This window comes from Microbacterium sp. p3-SID336 (assembly GCF_025143365.1).
Lineage (GTDB): Bacteria > Actinomycetota > Actinomycetes > Actinomycetales > Microbacteriaceae > Microbacterium.
Window position 1 is genome coordinate 1 of sequence record NZ_JALXPE010000018.1, and the last position, 16,009, is coordinate 16,009.

A 16,009-nucleotide genomic window follows, 5' to 3' on the forward strand; every position below is an offset into this window, starting at 1 on the left:
CGGGCCGGGAAGCTCAGGCCGCGGCGTCGCGGGGCAGTGCGGACCCCGTCACCGCGTGCGGCGCGACGCGACCGCGGATGAAGAGCAGCAGGATCAGTCCGGTGACGATGACGGCGATGTTGCCGAGTCCGGCGATCGCCGACAGCGGCCCCTCCACGCGGTGCTCCGCCCAGAGGAAGATGCTGGGGTCGGTGCTGGCGTGCAGCAGGATCGGCGCGACGATGGTGCCCGTCACCCGCATCGCGAGATACATGCAGATGCCGAACGCGAACGTGTAGACGAGCTGCAGCAGTGTCGCGGGCAGCGACTGACCGGACAGCAGGTTGCCCGCGTGGAGACCGGCGAACACGGCGGACGAGACCACGGCGACCACGATCTCGCGATACCCCGCCCGACGCAGCAGCACGACCACGACACCCCGCGTGAGCACCTCTTCCGCGAAGCCGATCAGCACACCGGCCAGCAGCCAGGTCGCGACGACCGTGAACCCGGTCGCGCCGTAGTCGATGGTCGCGAACCGGAGGAGGTTGAACAGCAGCACGACGACGACCGCGATCCACATCCACCCGGAGCCGCGGATCGGCTGCCGACCGAACACCTCTCCCCACCAGCCGACCGAGGCGAGGAAGCCCAGCAGCAGCAGCGCCCCCACCACGAGCGGCAGGACGTACAGCACGAGGATGCCGACGGCGCTCCCCGGGTCGTCGAGCCCGGCCGCCATGGGGGCGAACAGCAGAGACAGCGCCTGGTAGAGCACGAAGTAGACGGCGGCGAGGAGCAGCGCCCGCCACCAGCCGCCTCGCTCCCAGAACCGGGTCCAGCGGCTGGCATCAGCGATCGGAGACATGCGGCTCCTCGGGTCGGGGGCAGGGGCGCCTTCAGTGTGACGTACTCCGGCCACCGCCGTCCAACATCAGGCCGTGGGTGTCAAGGCCCTCGGCCCCGGTGCACCCGCTCGCGACACTGAGGGTCCGCACAGCCGACGAATGGAGTTCCTCATGTCAGATCCGCGCAGCACCTCCGACGGCGACGCCGGCGAGGTCGAGGCCCTCGGCGCCGACCCCGATTTCCCCACCACCGACCACGACCCCGAACCCGACCGCCTCCCGTCCGTGGACGGCGAGGACGACGACGTCGACGTCGCAGACCTGCCCTGACCGCACGTCGAGTTCACGGGCACCGGCCCGTTCCGGGTCGGTGCCCGTGACCGTGCCTGCTCTGCGGCGTCTCGGGCCGCCGGACGAACTCAATCGCGGCGGCCCGTATCTCCCGCGTCGGCGGCCGTGTCCGCGGGGGAGGGGGCTACGGCCGCGGGCGATGCGGCAGCCGGGGTCGACTTCCGTCCGCCCGACCGCTGCGCGGCCTCCAGGCGCTCGGCCTCCTCTCCGGTGATCGCTTCACCACGGGCCACCAGACCGGCCTCGTCGGACAGCGGGATCTGCTTCAGGAACAGGGACAGCAGCAGGGCTGCGACCACGAACGGCACGAGGTACCAGAACACCGGTGCCAGTGCATCGGCGTAGGCCGTCACGATGCCGTCGCGCACCTCGTCCGGCAGGCTGTTGAGCGTCGCGGGATCGATGGTCGACGCGGCCTCCGCGGCTGCGCCCGGAGAAGCGCCCGCCCCCGCGAACACGCCGAGCAGGTTCTCCGTCAGACGTGTGGTGAACAGGGTGCCGAACACGGCGACGCCCAGCGAGGCGCCCACCTCGCGGAAGTAGTTGTTCGTGCTGGTCGCAGTGCCGATCTCACTCGCCGGAACCGCGTTCTGCACGACGAGCACCACGACCTGCATGATCAGCCCGAGTCCTGCGCCGAACACGAACAGGAACACGCAGATCAGCCAGATGGGCGTCTCCGCCGACAGGGTGGTCATGGCGACCATGGAGAGGCCCGTGACGACGGTGCCCACGATCGGGTAGATCCGGTACTTCCCGGTCTTCGAGATCGCGATGCCCGAGAAGATCGACGTGCCCATGAGGCCCACCATCATCGGGATCATCAGCAGCCCCGACGCCGCGGCCGACGTGCCGGACGACATCTGCAGGAACGTGGGGACGAAGCCGATCGCGGCGAACATGCCGATGCCGAGCACGAGGCCGATCGCCGTCGCGTTCACGAAGATCGGGTTGCGGAACAGGCTCAGCGGGATGATCGGGTCCTGGGCGCGCGACTCCGTGATGACGAACGCGGTCGCGGAGACGACGAGGCCCGCACCCCAGGCCCACGTCGCGAGCGAGTCCCAGCCGAACTCGGCGTCACCGCCGAAGTCGGTGAAGAAGATGAGGCAGGTGGTCGCGAGCGACAGGAAGATCACGCCGAGGACGTCGATCCGCTTCTCCGCCTTCTTGCTGGGCAGCTGGAGCGCCACGAGCGCGATGACGAACGCCGCGATCCCCACCGGGATGTTGATGTAGAACGCCCACTGCCACGTCATGTGGTCGACGAAGAAGCCACCGAGCAGGGGACCGGCGACCGCCGAGAGCCCGAACACGGCCCCCAGCGGACCCATGTACTTGCCGCGCTCGTTGGCCGGCACGATGTCGGCGATGATCGCCTGCGAGAGGATCATGAGTCCGCCCCCGCCGAGGCCCTGCAGGGCGCGGAACACGACGAACATCCAGAAGTCCGTCGCGAGCGCGCAGCCGACCGAGGCGAGCGTGAACAGGGCGATCGCGACGAGGAACAGACGGCGGCGGCCGAGCACATCGCCGAACTTGCCGTAGATCGGCATGACGATGGTGGTCGCGAGCAGGTAGGCGGTGGTGATCCACACCTGGTGATCGACGCCGCCGAGCTGCCCGACGATCGTCGGCATGGCGGTGGAGACGATCGTCTGGTCGAGGCTGGCGAGCAGCATGCCCGCGATGAGGGCGCTGAAGATGATCCAGATGCGCCGCTTCGTGAGCAGGAAGGGCGCGTCGGCGGTGGCGGTGGCGGACATCAGTGGGCTTTCTGTGACGGGGCGTAGAGCTCGCGCGCGAGCTGCAGGCGGCGGGTGATGAGCTCGGCGAACGGCTCGGTGGAGTGGTGGTGCAGCAGCTGCTCCATGCACAGGCGCACGAGCGCACCCACCGACTGCACGAGCACCTCGGCGCGCAGCTCGGCGTCCCCGGCGTCGCCGGTGCGACGGAGGATGAGGCCGATGTCACGCCGCTCGTGCTTCTCCTGCTGCTCGAACGCGGCTTTCAGCAGCCGCGGCTCCTGCTCGATCACGGCGAACAGCTCGGCCGCGTGCTCGATGGGGTCGAACAGGGCGAAGCGCGCGATCGTGAGGGCCACGAAGTCGTCGACGAGGTCGCCCTTCGCCGCGATGAAGTCCTCCTCGAGCCGCTCCTGGCCGGAGTCGATGACGGCGAAGCCGAACACCGCGTTCTCCTTGCTCTCGAAGTAGTTGAAGAACGTGCGGCGGGAGACGCCGACCTCGGCGCAGAGCTCTTCGATCGTGAAGCCGGCGAAGCCGCGCTCCGTGGTCAGGCGGCGTGCGGTCTCGGTGAGCGCGCGGGTGGTCGCGCGCTTGCGCTGCTCCCTGGAAGATTCTGCACTGGTGCTCATAGAGTGCAAGTTTGCACTTTCAAGCTTGGAGTGCACTGTGAGTCCTGGATCGGTGCCAGAAGAAATCGATTCCGACGAATTCGTGACATTCGATGCGCGGCGTGCGTCTTAGTGGTGTCGTGAGAACACGACACGCGCACACGCGGCGCGGACACACGGAAGAAGGAGCGTGAGATGGCGAACGTGACTGGGGGCACCCAGCCCAAGGCTCAGGTCGTCCCGACGGCGCAGACGGCGGCGGTGGGCAAGACCACGATCGAGGATGCGGTGGTCGCCAAGATCGCCGGCATCGCGGCCAGGGAGGTTCCCGGCGTCTACGCGCTCGGAGGCGGCGCCGCGCGGATGATGGGAGCGATCCGCGACGCACTCAACACGACCGACCTCGCGCAGGGCGTGAGCGTCGAAGTCGGAGAGACCCAGGTCGCGGTTGACGTGACGATCGTCGCCGAGTACCCGGTGTCGCTGCAGAAGGTCGCCGATGAGGTGCGCACGGCGATCCACCGCGCCATGGTGGAGCTGGTCGGCATGGACGTCGCCGAGATCAACGTCAGCGTGAACGACGTGCACCTCCCCTCGGACGACGACTCCGAGGCCGAGGAGGCGCGAGTCCAGTGAACGCCTCGGTGATCGGCGGCGCTGCGGCCGCGGCTCTCGCACTGACCTGGATCGCGCTGGGCTTCTGGGCGTTCCTGCTCGTGCTCCTCGCGATGCTCGTCGGCGCCGCCGTCGGCCGCATCGTCGACGGTCGCCTCGACGTGCGCGCGCTCGCCGAGGTCATGCGCGGACGGCGCTCGTCGTCATGAGCATCGGGCGTGCGCCGGCGTCGACGGTGGTGGCGGGGGCCACCGCCGTCGATGCCAGAGCACTGCAGCGCCTCGCTCACGGACTCGTCCGAGACGCCGCGGGAGTGGCGCTCGACGACGTGTCGGTGCAGCTCGGTGATCAGCGCGGCGACCTGCGGGTGTCGGTATCGGTGCCCGTGGCCCTGGGGGGCGCCGCGGGAACGACCCTGGCCGAGCGCGGCGACAGCCTGCGGGACGCGGTCGTGCGCGGCATGCGCGACCTCGCCGCACGTCGGGTCGGAGCGGTCGACGTGCACTACACGGGGGTCCGCCGGAGCAGGGGAAGGAGAGTGGCATGACCACGCAGCTCACGTCACGCCGCGTGCTGCGGCGGGAGACGCGGTCGTCGCGCACGCTGCCAGCCGTGGTGTTCGCCACCGCACTGCTGCTCGTGCTGCTGATCGTGCTCGGTGCGGGCGTCGCGGGGATGCTCGATCCCGGCGCCAGACTCACGGTCGATGCCGTGGTGGCGGGGGCCGCCATGGTCGCCGCGATCCCCGTGGTCGCGATCGGCGCCGGTCTGGTGGCGACGGCGCTCGCCGCGGTGCTGCTCGCCCTGGCGTTCGCGCCGGGCCGCAGGGCTCGACGGGCGCGGCTCACCCCGCGCTCGGGTGTCGTCGTCGACGACGGGGTGCTCGCGGATGCGATCGCCGACGGGGTCGCCCGGCGCACGGGCGTGCCCCGCGGCCGCGTCTCCGTGACCATCGGACGCCGCACGGCATCGGTGCGGATCACGCCGACCAGCGGCGTCCCGGTCGACCCGCAGGCAGGGGCCGACGCGGCCACGGCGGTGCTCGCCGAGATCGGCTTCGCGCTCGCGGCGCGGGTGCACGTCGCACGAGAGGGAGTGATCGGATGAGGAGCAACGGGAGTGTGCTGAACCGCCTGGTGCTGCTTCTCGGCGGCCTCGTGCTGCTGGTCGCGGGCGTCGCGCTGGTCACGGGCGGCGTGCGCGCAGCGGGGCTTCTGCCCGCGTCGCTCGCCGATGCGGCTGCCGAGGGCGAACGCCTGCTGGCGCGTGCGGTTGACACGGGCATCGGGCTCGCGGCCATCGGGGGTGTCGCGGCGCTTCCGGTCGCGGCGGCCGTGGCGGCTCTCGTGGTGGCCGTGCTGCTGCTGTGGTTCGTCCTGACGCGAGGCCGCTCCAGGACGAGGGAGGTGGTGCGGCTCGTCGGCCCGCACGGGCGCACCACGATCGACCGGAGCGTGGCAGACGGGGTGCTCGCGGCGCCCCTGGCCGCGCGATCCGACGTCGTGTCCGCTCGTGCCGTCGCGCGGCGCACGGGTCGGGGCACCGTGATCGGGCTCGTCGTGTCACCGCGGAAGGGGGCGGCTCTGGGGGCCGTCCTCGCGGCGGCGGACGACGCGGTGGCGGAATGGGACGCCCTGCTCGGCACTCCGGTGCCCCTGGTGCTGCACGTCGCGGATCGCGGGTGGCGCGAGGTGTTCGCGCCCAGGCAGAGGATGCGCCGGTCGCTGGCCGGTGAGGGTGTCGCGGAGAGCCCGCGGAGCACCCGTTCGTCGTCGACCCCGAAGGCCGGGGTCGCATGAGGAGAGGAGACGCCATGAGCGCCGAGAACAAGATCAAGGCTGCAGCCGAGAAGGTCGCCGGCAAGGCGAAGGAGGTCGTCGGCGAGGTCGTGGACAACGACAAGCTGGTCGCCGAGGGCAAGGCCGAGCAGGCGAAGGGCGACGTGCGGAACGCGGCCGAGGATGTCAAGGACACGTTCACGAAGTGACGCCGTAGGCGGAGGGGACGGCCCGGACAGGGACGTCCCCTCCGGCGGGGACGGCAGGCGGGGTCCGATCCGACGCCGCGACGACTCCGAACCCGCGGTGGGAGTGCAGGAACGAAGGGTGGGGGAATGGCAGCGGATCGCTATCGCGGGGCGCTCGAACAGGCGGGCGACCGCATCGTCGCCGGGCGCGCGATGGACGGCGACGTCGAGGCGTTCGCGGTGCTCGTCCGGAGGTACACGCCCATGATGCGCGCCTACTCGCACCGCATGCTCAACGCCTCGTCCGAAGTGGACGACGTGGTGCAGGAGGCGTTCGTGACGGCCTGGCAGCGCTTCGGCGAACTGGACGACCCCACGAAGGTGAAGAGCTGGCTGATGCGGATCGTGAGCCGGAAGGCGGTCGACCGCATCCGCCGCGCCCGCCCGTCGGTCGACGTGACCGAGATCGACCGCCCCGCCCCGCTGCACACCTCGCCCTCGGCGGTCGTCGAGGTGCGCGAAGGAGTCGCGGCGCTCGGTGCAGCGCTGCGCGAACTGCCGGAGGCGCAGCGCGAGTGCTGGGTGCTGCGCGAGATGGCCGGCTACAGCTACGACGAGATCGCCGCCGAGCTCGGCATCCCCACCAGCACGGTGCGCGGACTGCTCTCGCGCGCGCGGAGCTCCCTGATCACGCGAATGGAGGGGTGGCGATGAACGACGGACACGAGAACCCGGAGCTGCAGGGGCTCGGTGTCGATCCGGCCGACCTCGACGGGCACACGATCGACGAGCTCACCGACTACCTGGAGTCAGGACGCGAGCCCCGCGTCGCGTCCATCGAGGAGTCGCCGGGGTGTCAGCTGGCGCTCGACGCCCTGGCGCGCCTGCACGGACTGGGTGGAGCGCTGATGGCGGCCGACACCGAAGCGGAGGGACCCGTCGACGACAGCTGGGTGGACCGGATCATCGGCAACATCGCCATGGACGCCAGAGCAGGACGACCCATCCCGTTCGCGTCCGACGACGAGGCGGTGGAGCTGACGATCACCGAGGGTGCGGTGCGCGGACTGATCCGCGGGGCCGAAGAGGCCGTCCCCGGGCTGCTGGTCGGGCGCTGCCGCCTCGACGGCGACGTCTCCGTGCCCGGCGCTCCGGTGCGGGTGGAGATCGACGCGAGCGTGCTGCACGGCACGCCGCTGCACGCGCTGGCGGACGGTCTGCGGACGGAGGTCGACGACCGCCTGCGTCGGCACACGGAGATGCAGATCGTGGCGATCGACGTCGCGATCAAGGACATCAGGGAGGTGTCGTGATGTCGGAGCGACCTGCTGTCGACGGCGAGCAGCGCCGGGACCTGGCCCTGCGGATCGAGGCGCTGCTGCGGGAGGTGGACGGCGTCTGCGGCGTGTACCGCTCCGGGTCGCTCATCTCGAACCTGCTCAGGGCGGGCACGGCGGCTCTCGGCGGCACCCGTGGCGGCGAGCCCATCGTGTCCGTCGCGTCCGGGGCCGACGGGATCGCGGTCGAGGCGTCGATCGGCGTCGACGTGGGCGCGGCATCGGGCGCGATCCTGCGCGAGGCGCGGGGTGCTGTCGATGCGCTGCTGGCCGCCGAGGGACTGTCGCGGGAGAGCATCTCGCTGATCGTGGCGTACGTCCAGAGCGGGGGCGTCGCGGCGTCGGCCCGCTGAGGTGCGGACGCTCCCGCTGACAGCCGGCGTCGCCGGGTCGGGAGGCGGCATCCGGGTCGTCGGTTGGTTCCACTGAATCCGTCGCAACAGCCGCGCAACAGAGTGGAATCCGTCGTCCAGAGAAAAAGATTGACGCGATAACGCAGGAGTCGTACTGTTCTGAGCATGGCAACGACGCCCATTCACCTGGAACGACCCGACGGCAAAGGATTGGCGGCAGGCACCCTCGGCCTGTGGGGATCCACCGTCATCGGTCTGGCCTCCACCGCCCCCGTCTACTCTCTCGTCGCGACCCTCGGCTTCGTGGTGCTCGCGGTCGGTGCGCAGGCCCCGATCGCCTTCATCATCGCCTTCGTGCCGATGCTGCTGATCGCCTTCGCGTACCGCGAGCTCAATAACGCCGTGCCCGACTGCGGCACCACGTTCACGTGGGGCACCAAGGCGTTCGGCCCGTGGGTCGGCTGGATGGGCGGCTGGGGCGTCGCCGTGGCGGGCATGGTCGTGCTGGCCAACCTCGCCCAGATCGCCTCCGTCTACTTCTGGTCCCTGATCGGCCAGGACCTGGAGAACAACGACTGGCGGGTCGTGCTGGTCGCCGTGCTGTTCATCGCCGCGATGACCTGGGTCAGCTGGCGTGGCGTGGAGATCGGTGAGCGCATCCAGAACGTGCTGCTGGCCATCCAGTACCTCGCCCTCGCGATCTTCGTGGTCGCCGCGCTGTGGCAGTTCTTCGCGGGCGACGCTCCCGACGCCACGCCGTTCTCCTGGGAGTGGCTCAACCCGTTCGGCTTCACCGACTGGTCCGGCTTCACCGAGGCGATCCTGCTGGCGCTGTTCATCTACTGGGGCTGGGACACGTGCCTGGCCCTGAACGAGGAGACCAAGGACCCCAAGCGCATCCCCGGCCGTGCCGCGGTGCTGACCTGCGTCATCCTGCTCGTCACCTACGTCGCGGTCACCATCGCCGCGATGATGTACGCCGGACTCGGCGAGGACGGCACCGGGCTCGGCAATGAGGCCAACGCCGACGACTTCTTCCTCGCCATCAAGGACGGGCTGCTCGGTCCGTTCGGCTGGGTGCTCGTGGTCTCTGTCATCATCTCCGCGATCTCCTCGACGCAGACGACGATACTGCCGACCGCCCGCGGCACGCTCGCGATGGGCGTCTACCGGGCGCTCCCGGCGAAGTTCAAGGAGGTGCACCCCGTCTACAGGACGCCGTCCTTCTCGACCATCGTGATGGGCGTCGTGGCCTCGCTGTACTACGTCGGCATGACTCTGATCAGCGACAACATCCTGCAGGACTCGATCCTGTCGCTGGGGCTCGCGATCGCCTTCTACTACGCGATCACCGGTTTCGCGTGCGTGTGGTACTTCCGCGCCGACCTGTTCCGCTCGGCCCGCGACTTCTTCTTCAAGGGGCTGTTCCCGCTCCTCGGAGCGGTCCTGCTGACCGGCGCGTTCGTGCAGTCGGCGATCGACATGTGGGACGTCGACTACGGATACACCGTGCTGTTCGGCATCGGCGGGACGTTCGTGATCGGCATCGGATCGCTCGCGGTCGGACTGCTGCTGATGCTGCTGTGGTACCTCTTCCCGCGCTCGAAGCGGTTCTTCCGCGGCGAGAGTCTCAACCGCGAGACCGAGGTCATGGTGCCGGAGGATCCGGGGGTGCTGATCCGCTCCGTCGACGGCGGCATCTGAGGCGGGCGCGCAACGAGGCTTGTCCTAGGCTGGCCTCGTGCGCATCCGGCTCGACATCGCCTACGACGGCACCCATTTCCGCGGGTGGGCCACGCAGCCGACGCTCCGCACCGTGCAGGGCACGCTGGAGGCGGCGCTCGCCCGGATCGTCGGCTCCGACGTGCGGTTCGTGGTCGCGGGGCGCACCGACGCCGGCGTGCACGCCACCGGCCAGGTCGCCCACGTCGACCTCGACGAGAAGCAGTGGGCGCGCATCGAGGCCAGGCACGGTCGCGCCGCCGCCGACCCCGCCGGATCCATCGCCGGCCGCATGCGCGGGGTGCTCGGGGCGTACGCCGACGTGACCGTGACGCGCTCCTCTGCCGCCCCCGAGGGCTTCGACGCGCGGTTCTCCGCCGTCTGGCGCCGATACCGCTACCGCCTCGCCGACGAGCAGGCGGGGTACGACCCCCTGCATCGCCTCGACACCACGAGCATCCGCGGGCGCCTGGACGAGCAGGCGATGGATGCCGCCGCGCGCAGCCTCATCGGACTGCACGACTTCGCCGCCTACTGCAAGCCGCGGGAGGAGGCCACCACCATCCGCACGCTGCTCGACTACCGCTGGGAGCGCGGCGCCGACGGGGTGCTCGTCGCCGAGGTCAAGGCCGACGCGTTCTGCCACAGCATGGTGCGCGCGCTGGTCGGCGCCTGTGCGGCGGTGGGCGAGGGGCGGCTCGACGTGGACGACCTCGTGGTGCTGCGCGACGCCCTCACCAGGACGAGCGAGTTCAAGGTGCTCGCCGCGCGCGGCCTCACGCTCACCGAGGTGGGCTATCCGGCCGACGAGCTGCTGTCGGCCAGGGCGGAGCAGACACGCGCACGCCGCGACCGCGAAGCCGAGTGAGCCGGTGGCCCCTCGACGCGGGTGTGTCAATCCCGAGTCGGCTCCCGGCGTCGGCGGGTAGCGTGGGGACGTCATGAAGGTCATCTCCTACAACCTGCGCAAGCACCGGGCGGCCGGGGAGCTCGCCGCACTCGTCGCCGCGCACGACCCCGACATCCTGTGCCTGCAGGAGTGCGACGTGCCCGAGCTGCCCGACCGCATCGGCGGACTCGTGCTCGCCGACGCGACCCAGGGCAACCGCCTCGGCCTCGCCCTGTTCTACCGGGAGAGCACGTACCGGCTGCAGGGCATCCGGATGCTCGGGCTGAAGAAGTCGCTGCACGACCGGATCGCGAAGCCCGCGCACGAGCGCGTGCTGGGAGCTCGCCTGCGCGACATCGACGACGGCGGGGAGTTCATCGTGGCGTCGTTCCACGCGGCGCCGCTCACTGCGCTCAACTCGCTGCGGCGGCACCAGATCCGCGCCGCGCTGAGCGAGCTGGCGACGCTGGGCGAAGGGCTGCCGCAGCTCATGGTCGGCGACTACAACTACCCCGTCTTCAAGGAGAACCTGGGGCAGGCGGTGCGCGACCACGGCTATGCGCTGTCGCTCAGCGACGACCACACGTACACGCGTTATCGGGTGTTCCGCGGGCACTATGACTTCGCCACGTCCGTCGGCTTCGAGATCGAGCGGATCACGACGCTGCCGCAGGGGTCGAGCGATCACCGGCCGATCCTCGTGACGGTCCGCCCCGACTAGGCGTCGGCCCCGCGGACGCCGAGCTCAGGGGGCGGTTCGGGGAAGACGGGTGTCGTGGTGTATGCTGACTCTTTGGTGCCCTTCCCTGTACTGCGAGGAAGACGCACATCCGAACGTGAGCCCTCCACTGGCGTGTTCCTCCCTGTCGGGAAGAACCACCCCGGAGTGGGATTCACGAACCTCTCCGTTCGACACAAGAAAGCAGCACTATCGTGACGCGCACTTACACCCCCAAGGCTGGCGAAGTCCAGCGCGACTGGGTCGTCATCGACGCCACCGACGTCGTTCTCGGCCGTCTGGCCTCGCACGCGGCGACGCTCCTGCGTGGCAAGCACAAGCCGACCTTCGCCAACCACATCGACTCGGGTGACTTCGTCATCATCGTGAACGCGGACAAGGTCGCGCTCACGGGTCAGAAGCTCCAGAAGAAGATCGCCTACCGTCACTCCGGCTACCCGGGTGGTCTGAAGGCCGTCAACTACGCCGAGCTGCTCGAGAAGAACCCGGTCCGCGCCGTGGAGAAGGCCATCCGCGGCATGCTCCCGAAGAACAGCCTGGGCCGCCAGCAGCTGTCGAAGCTGAAGGTGTACGTCGGTGCCGAGCACCCGCACGCCGCGCAGCAGCCCCAGCCGTACACCCTCGACCAGGTCGCCCAGTAAGCGCCGTAAAGACTAAGGACATACTCGTGGCTGACATCCAGGACACCACCGAAACCCCCCAGAACTTCTCCACGTCGACCCCCGAGACCGACGCAGTCGAGGCGGCTCCCCGCCCCGTGCTCAGCGTTCCGGGCGCCGCCGTCGGTCGTCGCAAGCAGGCCATCGCCCGCGTGCGTCTGATCCCCGGCTCCGGCACCATCACGGTCAACGGCCGCACGCTCGAGGACTACTTCCCGAACAAGCTGCACCAGCAGCTGATCAACGACCCGTTCACCGCGCTGAACCTCGCCGGTGCCTACGACGTGATCGCCCGCATCTCGGGCGGCGGCGACTCCGGCCAGGCCGGCGCGCTGCGTCTCGGCATCGCGCGTGCCCTCAACGGCATCGACGCGGAGAACAACCGTCCGACCCTGAAGAAGGCCGGCTTCCTGTCGCGCGACGCCCGCGTGAAGGAGCGCAAGAAGGCCGGACTCAAGAAGGCCCGTAAGGCGCCTCAGTACTCGAAGCGTTAAGGTCCACTGCTCCGATGCCGATCTTTGGCACGGACGGCGTGCGAGGACTCGCCAATGGCATCCTCACCGCCGACCTGGCGCTCACCCTGGCCCAGGCGACTGCTGTCGTCCTGGGCCAGGGCCGTACCGCGGAGGCACGCAAGGCCGAAGGCAAGCGACTCACCGCCGTGGTCGCCCGTGACCCTCGGGTCTCCGGGCACTTCCTCACCGCTGCTGTCTCCGCGGGCCTCGCGTCCTCGGGCGTGGACGTGCTCGAGGCCGGGGTCATCCCGACCCCCGCGCTCGCCTTCCTCGTGGCGGATCGGGACGCCGACTTCGGCGTGATGATCTCCGCGTCGCACAACGCGGCGCCCGACAACGGCATCAAGATCTTCGCCCGCGGCGGACGCAAGCTGCCCGACGTGGTCGAGCAGCGCATCGAAGAGGCCATGCACGGCGAGATGCTGCGCCCGACCGGCGCCGGCGTCGGCCGCATCGACCGGTTCTCCGATGCGGAGGACCGCTACGTCGTGCACCTGCTCGGCTCGCTGCCGCACCGGCTGGAGGGCATCCACGTGGTGCTCGACTGCGCGCACGGCGCGGCGTCCGGCGTCTCACCGGAGACGTTCCGCGATGCGGGCGCCGAGGTGACCGTGATCGGCGCTGACCCCGACGGCTGGAACATCAACGACGGCGTCGGCTCGACCCACCTCGACAACCTCGCGGAGGCTGTGGTGCGCCTCGGCGCCGATGTGGGCATCGCGCACGACGGCGACGCCGACCGCTGCCTGGCGGTGGACGCGCAGGGCAACATCGTCGACGGCGACCAGATCATGGCGATCCTCGCCCTGTCGATGAAGGAGCGCGGCGTCCTCACCGACGACACGCTCGTCGCCACCGTCATGAGCAACCTGGGCCTGCACGTCGCGATGCGCGAGCACGGCATCACGGTGCGCCAGACGGCCGTGGGCGACCGGTACGTGCTCGAGGACATGAACGAGGGCGGCTACGCGCTCGGCGGCGAGCAGTCCGGCCACGTCATCATGAGCGAGTTCGCCACCACGGGCGACGGCCTCCTGACGGGACTGCACCTGGTGGCCGAGATGGCCCGCCAGCAGAAGTCGATCGCCGAGCTCGCCTCGGTCATGACGGTGTACCCGCAGGTGCTGATCAACGTGCGCGACGTCGACAAGGATCGCGTCGCCGCCGACGACACCGTGCAGGACGCGGTGCGACAGGTGGAGGCCGAGCTCGGCGACACCGGTCGCGTGCTGCTGCGCAAGTCCGGCACCGAACCGCTCGTGCGCGTGATGGTGGAGGCCGCGGACTCGGAGTCCGCCCGTGCCTACGCCGAGCGCCTCGCAGCCGTGGTGCAGGAGCGCCTCGCGCTCTGACGCGTCTCGCGCTGAGGACCCAGACACCTCGAGAACGGTCGGTCGCTGATGCAGCGGCCGGCCGTTCCGCGTCTGTGGGCCGAGCTCGGCCGCGGACCCGGGGCGTCGGGCCGCGCGCTGCGGTGCCGCGCGCTGCGGTGCGGCGCGTTACGGTGCCGCGCAGATGCGGAAGTAGCCGCTGTCGGCCAGCGTCTTCGTGGCGCAGGCGCCTCCCGTGAGGCGGGGCTCGTCCGCCATCGCCGGGGCGTCGGCGAGTCCGAGGTGCGCGCCGGTGAGCACGATCGGGGCGACCGCGGCCCCCCACGGGTCGGCGGCGAGCCAGTGCACGTCGTTCTCGGCCACCCACTCCGCGAGCGGGGCCACCGCACCGCGCTGGCCCTCCAAAGTCACGTCGCGCGGCGCGAAGCAGGCCACCACGTGCAGCACGGCGCCCGCGGCCACGATCGCCGCCAGCACGCCGGCCGCTGCCGCACCGAGAGCGCGCACGGCCCGCTGCCGCCCGAGCCGCGGCACGGCCCACACGGCGACGGCGGCGATCACGGGGAAGAAGGCGAACACGCCAGGGGCCGGGTGGCGCACCCAGAGCGGCAGCCGCGAAGCCGTCGCCCACCAGCCCACGAACGCCAGCGCGCCGACGAGCGCCGCCAGCGCATAGGCGATCACGAGGCGCTCGGAGTCGGTGGCCGTCCGCCACCGCCGCACGACCCCTGTCACCGCGAGGGCCAGGGCGAGCACGGCTCCCAGGGCGGCGACCGCTGCGGGCAGCGACCAGGAGTCCGCGAGCGTGCCGAGCTTCTGCAGCACGGAGGAGGCGGCGTCACCCTGCCCGCCGCTGCGGACGAACCGCACGAGCGCGCGCAGATGCTCCATGAAACCGGCAGGGCCGAGGGACAGCAGCGCCGCGAGCTCCACGAGCAGGGTGGGCACTCCCACGAGCAGCAGCGGCAGCCACCCCCGGCGCAGGGTGTCGAGCAGACGCCCCCATCCGCGGCCGTCCGACAGCACCCACAGCGCCACCGCGAACGCGGGCAGCACGAGCAGGGCGATCAGCTTGGCCTGCACCGCCAGCCCCACGAGCAGCCCGGCGACCCACGCACGACGGGGGAGCACCACCAGCGCCCACACCACGAGGGCCGCCGCGGGGATCTCTCCGAGCAGATCGGCGGGCCCCTGGATCGGGGAGACGCCGGCGTCTGCGGTGAAGGCGAGCGGCACGGCGACGGCGAGCAGCGCGGCCCAGCGACCGCCGATGCGCCGGCCCAGCACGGCGAGTCCCCCGAGGAGCAGCACCCAATACGCCAGCGGCACCAGGCGCGCCGCGATCACGGGGTCCATTCCGGTCGCGAGGGTCGCGGCCACCGGAAGGAGGACGACGGGGCCCGTGGAGATCCGCGGGTCGAACGGGGTGATGACCGAGCCGGAGAGAGCGCCGTCGCTGGCGTAGCCGAGACCGGCGAGCAGGTTGCGCGGCACGGTCAGGTTGAACGCCTCGTCCTCCCAGAAGCGCCACACCGTGAGGCTGTGCCAGGCGAGGATGACGTGCCCCGCCAGAAGGGCGACCGCGGCCGCCCAGAACAGGATGGTGCGCGCACGCGTCATCGCGCGACGGGCTCCGGGCGTCGGACGGCGCGCAGCGGAGCGGACGGCCGCAGCGAGAGCCGCCAGGCCTCGCCGAGCGCGGTGCGCACGAAGGCGCGCAGGCGCTTGGGCGGCAGCGTGACGCCGGCGCCGCGCCCCCACATGGTGCCGGTGGCGGATTCGCCGCGCCGCGGGATGCTGGCCACCCGCAGGTAGCGCACGCGGAAGCCCGCCCTGGCCTCGGCGAGCGAGAAGTGCACGTGCGGCACCGTCGCATCGGCGGGGACCGCCTCGATCAGGGCACGCAGGGCGTCGGGGCGGTACGCGCGCAGCGGCGTGTTCACGTCCGGGATGCGGCGGCCGGCGGCCACGGCGATCATCAGGCCGACCGCCCCGGTGAGCGCGCGGCGGTACCAGGGGTCCGTGCGACCGTCGCGCACGCCGTGGACCACGTCGGCGTCTGCGGCGGTGAGCGCGCCGATCAGTCGCGGGAAGTCGCTGCCGAGGAACTGTCCGTCCCCGTCCACGTGCACGAGCACCTCGGGGTCGACGGCGAGACCTGCCCGGTATGCGGCCAGCGCGGTGGGGCCGTGCCCGCGGTTGACCGCCTGCACCTCGACCACCGTGTCGTCGACGCCGTCGAAAACACCGGCGGTCGTGTCGGTGGAGCGGTCGTCGGCGATGTGGAAGGTAGTTCCACGTCTTCAACCCCTCGCGCATCCCACGGGGAGCTCGGGATGCCTGCATGAG

General features: G+C 70.9%; 21 protein-coding genes. 16 read left to right on the top strand and 5 right to left on the bottom strand.

Going from position 1 to position 16,009, the window contains the following annotated elements; translation table 11 throughout:
• Positions 1 to 13: 13 nt before the first annotated feature.
• A complete protein-coding gene (locus M3C17_RS06970) occupies positions 14 to 847 on the bottom strand; it encodes a CPBP family intramembrane glutamic endopeptidase (protein ID WP_259976910.1) in 834 nt (277 codons plus the stop codon).
• A 151-nt stretch (positions 848 to 998) separates the two neighbouring features.
• On the opposite strand from M3C17_RS06970, the gene M3C17_RS06975 reads away from it, so the two are divergent.
• Complete coding sequence (locus M3C17_RS06975) at positions 999 to 1,157, top strand: hypothetical protein (protein WP_259976911.1); 159 nt, start codon at positions 999 to 1,001, stop codon at positions 1,155 to 1,157.
• Between the two features lie 89 nt (positions 1,158 to 1,246).
• Here M3C17_RS06975 and M3C17_RS06980 read toward each other — a convergent pair whose 3' ends face one another.
• The gene (locus M3C17_RS06980) at positions 1,247 to 2,944 is read right to left on the bottom strand and encodes an MDR family MFS transporter (RefSeq protein ID WP_259976912.1); all 1,698 of its coding nucleotides are present in this window, start codon (positions 2,942 to 2,944) and stop codon (positions 1,247 to 1,249) included.
• On the bottom strand, positions 2,944 to 3,555 hold the full coding sequence (locus M3C17_RS06985) for a TetR/AcrR family transcriptional regulator (RefSeq protein ID WP_259976913.1): 612 nt from the start codon (positions 3,553 to 3,555) through the stop codon (positions 2,944 to 2,946). Before M3C17_RS06985 ends, M3C17_RS06980 begins: the two co-directional genes overlap by 1 nt.
• A 174-nt stretch (positions 3,556 to 3,729) precedes the next feature.
• Between M3C17_RS06985 and M3C17_RS06990 the strand changes: the two genes are divergently transcribed.
• The 15 genes from M3C17_RS06990 (at position 3,730) to glmM (ending at position 13,681) form a co-directional block, all read left to right on the top strand.
• On the top strand, positions 3,730 to 4,170 hold the full coding sequence (locus M3C17_RS06990; protein WP_259976914.1) for an Asp23/Gls24 family envelope stress response protein: 441 nt from the start codon (positions 3,730 to 3,732) through the stop codon (positions 4,168 to 4,170).
• Entirely contained in the window at positions 4,167 to 4,358 is a 192-nt protein-coding gene (locus M3C17_RS06995) for a DUF2273 domain-containing protein (protein WP_259976915.1), read from the top strand. Before M3C17_RS06990 ends, M3C17_RS06995 begins: the two co-directional genes overlap by 4 nt.
• Positions 4,355 to 4,696 carry a hypothetical protein gene (locus M3C17_RS07000; RefSeq protein WP_259976916.1) on the top strand — a complete coding sequence of 114 codons (342 nt, stop codon included), beginning with the start codon at positions 4,355 to 4,357 and terminating at the stop codon, positions 4,694 to 4,696. The genes M3C17_RS06995 and M3C17_RS07000 overlap by 4 nt, the downstream gene beginning before the upstream one ends.
• A complete protein-coding gene (locus M3C17_RS07005) occupies positions 4,693 to 5,256 on the top strand; it encodes a hypothetical protein (RefSeq protein WP_259976917.1) in 564 nt (187 codons plus the stop codon). The genes M3C17_RS07000 and M3C17_RS07005 overlap by 4 nt, the downstream gene beginning before the upstream one ends.
• Positions 5,253 to 5,948 carry a hypothetical protein gene (locus M3C17_RS07010; protein ID WP_259976918.1) on the top strand — a complete coding sequence of 232 codons (696 nt, stop codon included), beginning with the start codon at positions 5,253 to 5,255 and terminating at the stop codon, positions 5,946 to 5,948. The genes M3C17_RS07005 and M3C17_RS07010 overlap by 4 nt, the downstream gene beginning before the upstream one ends.
• Positions 5,949 to 5,962: 14 nt before the next feature.
• Positions 5,963 to 6,136 (top strand): CsbD family protein, encoded by a 174-nt coding sequence (locus M3C17_RS07015; RefSeq protein ID WP_259976919.1) that lies wholly within the window; start codon positions 5,963 to 5,965, stop codon positions 6,134 to 6,136.
• Positions 6,137 to 6,262: 126 nt separating this feature from the next.
• The gene (locus M3C17_RS07020; RefSeq protein ID WP_259976920.1) at positions 6,263 to 6,829 is read left to right on the top strand and encodes an RNA polymerase sigma factor; all 567 of its coding nucleotides are present in this window, start codon (positions 6,263 to 6,265) and stop codon (positions 6,827 to 6,829) included.
• Positions 6,826 to 7,428: a hypothetical protein gene (locus M3C17_RS07025; RefSeq protein WP_259976921.1), complete on the top strand. Its 603-nt coding sequence runs from the start codon at positions 6,826 to 6,828 to the stop codon at positions 7,426 to 7,428. The genes M3C17_RS07020 and M3C17_RS07025 overlap by 4 nt, the downstream gene beginning before the upstream one ends.
• Positions 7,428 to 7,805: a hypothetical protein gene (locus M3C17_RS07030; RefSeq protein WP_259976922.1), complete on the top strand. Its 378-nt coding sequence runs from the start codon at positions 7,428 to 7,430 to the stop codon at positions 7,803 to 7,805. The genes M3C17_RS07025 and M3C17_RS07030 overlap by 1 nt, the downstream gene beginning before the upstream one ends.
• Before the next feature lie 165 nt (positions 7,806 to 7,970).
• Complete coding sequence (locus M3C17_RS07035) at positions 7,971 to 9,509, top strand: APC family permease (RefSeq protein ID WP_259976923.1); 1,539 nt, start codon at positions 7,971 to 7,973, stop codon at positions 9,507 to 9,509.
• Between the two features lie 37 nt (positions 9,510 to 9,546).
• Positions 9,547 to 10,395, top strand: coding sequence for a tRNA pseudouridine(38-40) synthase TruA (truA, locus tag M3C17_RS07040; protein ID WP_259976924.1), 849 nt, complete (start codon positions 9,547 to 9,549; stop codon positions 10,393 to 10,395).
• A 73-nt stretch (positions 10,396 to 10,468) separates the two neighbouring features.
• Positions 10,469 to 11,137 (top strand): endonuclease/exonuclease/phosphatase family protein, encoded by a 669-nt coding sequence (locus tag M3C17_RS07045; protein ID WP_259976925.1) that lies wholly within the window; start codon positions 10,469 to 10,471, stop codon positions 11,135 to 11,137.
• Between the two features lie 212 nt (positions 11,138 to 11,349).
• Positions 11,350 to 11,796, top strand: coding sequence for a 50S ribosomal protein L13 (gene rplM / locus M3C17_RS07050; protein WP_259976926.1), 447 nt, complete (start codon positions 11,350 to 11,352; stop codon positions 11,794 to 11,796).
• Between the two features lie 26 nt (positions 11,797 to 11,822).
• Positions 11,823 to 12,308, top strand: coding sequence for a 30S ribosomal protein S9 (rpsI, locus tag M3C17_RS07055; RefSeq protein WP_259976927.1), 486 nt, complete (start codon positions 11,823 to 11,825; stop codon positions 12,306 to 12,308).
• A gap of 14 nt (positions 12,309 to 12,322) precedes the next feature.
• A complete protein-coding gene (gene glmM, locus M3C17_RS07060) occupies positions 12,323 to 13,681 on the top strand; it encodes a phosphoglucosamine mutase (RefSeq protein ID WP_259976928.1) in 1,359 nt (452 codons plus the stop codon).
• A gap of 147 nt (positions 13,682 to 13,828) precedes the next feature.
• Here glmM and M3C17_RS07065 read toward each other — a convergent pair whose 3' ends face one another.
• Entirely contained in the window at positions 13,829 to 15,280 is a 1,452-nt protein-coding gene (locus M3C17_RS07065; RefSeq protein ID WP_259976929.1) for a hypothetical protein, read from the bottom strand.
• On the bottom strand, positions 15,277 to 15,942 hold the full coding sequence (locus tag M3C17_RS07070) for a glycosyltransferase (RefSeq protein WP_259976979.1): 666 nt from the start codon (positions 15,940 to 15,942) through the stop codon (positions 15,277 to 15,279). Before M3C17_RS07070 ends, M3C17_RS07065 begins: the two co-directional genes overlap by 4 nt.
• Positions 15,943 to 16,009 lie beyond the last annotated feature (67 nt).

Coding starts and splice junctions, on each gene's coding strand:
- M3C17_RS07065 (WP_259976929.1), bottom strand. CDS start 15,280: ATGACGCGTGCGCGCACCATCCTGTTCTGGGCGGCCGCGGTCGCCCTT.
- M3C17_RS06980 (WP_259976912.1), bottom strand. CDS start 2,944: ATGTCCGCCACCGCCACCGCCGACGCGCCCTTCCTGCTCACGAAGCGG.
- M3C17_RS06990 (WP_259976914.1), top strand. CDS start 3,730: ATGGCGAACGTGACTGGGGGCACCCAGCCCAAGGCTCAGGTCGTCCCG.
- M3C17_RS07025 (WP_259976921.1), top strand. CDS start 6,826: ATGAACGACGGACACGAGAACCCGGAGCTGCAGGGGCTCGGTGTCGAT.
- M3C17_RS07000 (WP_259976916.1), top strand. CDS start 4,355: ATGAGCATCGGGCGTGCGCCGGCGTCGACGGTGGTGGCGGGGGCCACC.
- M3C17_RS06985 (WP_259976913.1), bottom strand. CDS start 3,555: ATGAGCACCAGTGCAGAATCTTCCAGGGAGCAGCGCAAGCGCGCGACC.
- M3C17_RS07020 (WP_259976920.1), top strand. CDS start 6,263: ATGGCAGCGGATCGCTATCGCGGGGCGCTCGAACAGGCGGGCGACCGC.
- M3C17_RS07035 (WP_259976923.1), top strand. CDS start 7,971: ATGGCAACGACGCCCATTCACCTGGAACGACCCGACGGCAAAGGATTG.
- M3C17_RS07010 (WP_259976918.1), top strand. CDS start 5,253: ATGAGGAGCAACGGGAGTGTGCTGAACCGCCTGGTGCTGCTTCTCGGC.
- M3C17_RS07045 (WP_259976925.1), top strand. CDS start 10,469: ATGAAGGTCATCTCCTACAACCTGCGCAAGCACCGGGCGGCCGGGGAG.
- M3C17_RS06975 (WP_259976911.1), top strand. CDS start 999: ATGTCAGATCCGCGCAGCACCTCCGACGGCGACGCCGGCGAGGTCGAG.
- M3C17_RS07015 (WP_259976919.1), top strand. CDS start 5,963: ATGAGCGCCGAGAACAAGATCAAGGCTGCAGCCGAGAAGGTCGCCGGC.
- M3C17_RS07030 (WP_259976922.1), top strand. CDS start 7,428: ATGTCGGAGCGACCTGCTGTCGACGGCGAGCAGCGCCGGGACCTGGCC.
- glmM (WP_259976928.1), top strand. CDS start 12,323: ATGCCGATCTTTGGCACGGACGGCGTGCGAGGACTCGCCAATGGCATC.
- M3C17_RS06970 (WP_259976910.1), bottom strand. CDS start 847: ATGTCTCCGATCGCTGATGCCAGCCGCTGGACCCGGTTCTGGGAGCGA.
- M3C17_RS07005 (WP_259976917.1), top strand. CDS start 4,693: ATGACCACGCAGCTCACGTCACGCCGCGTGCTGCGGCGGGAGACGCGG.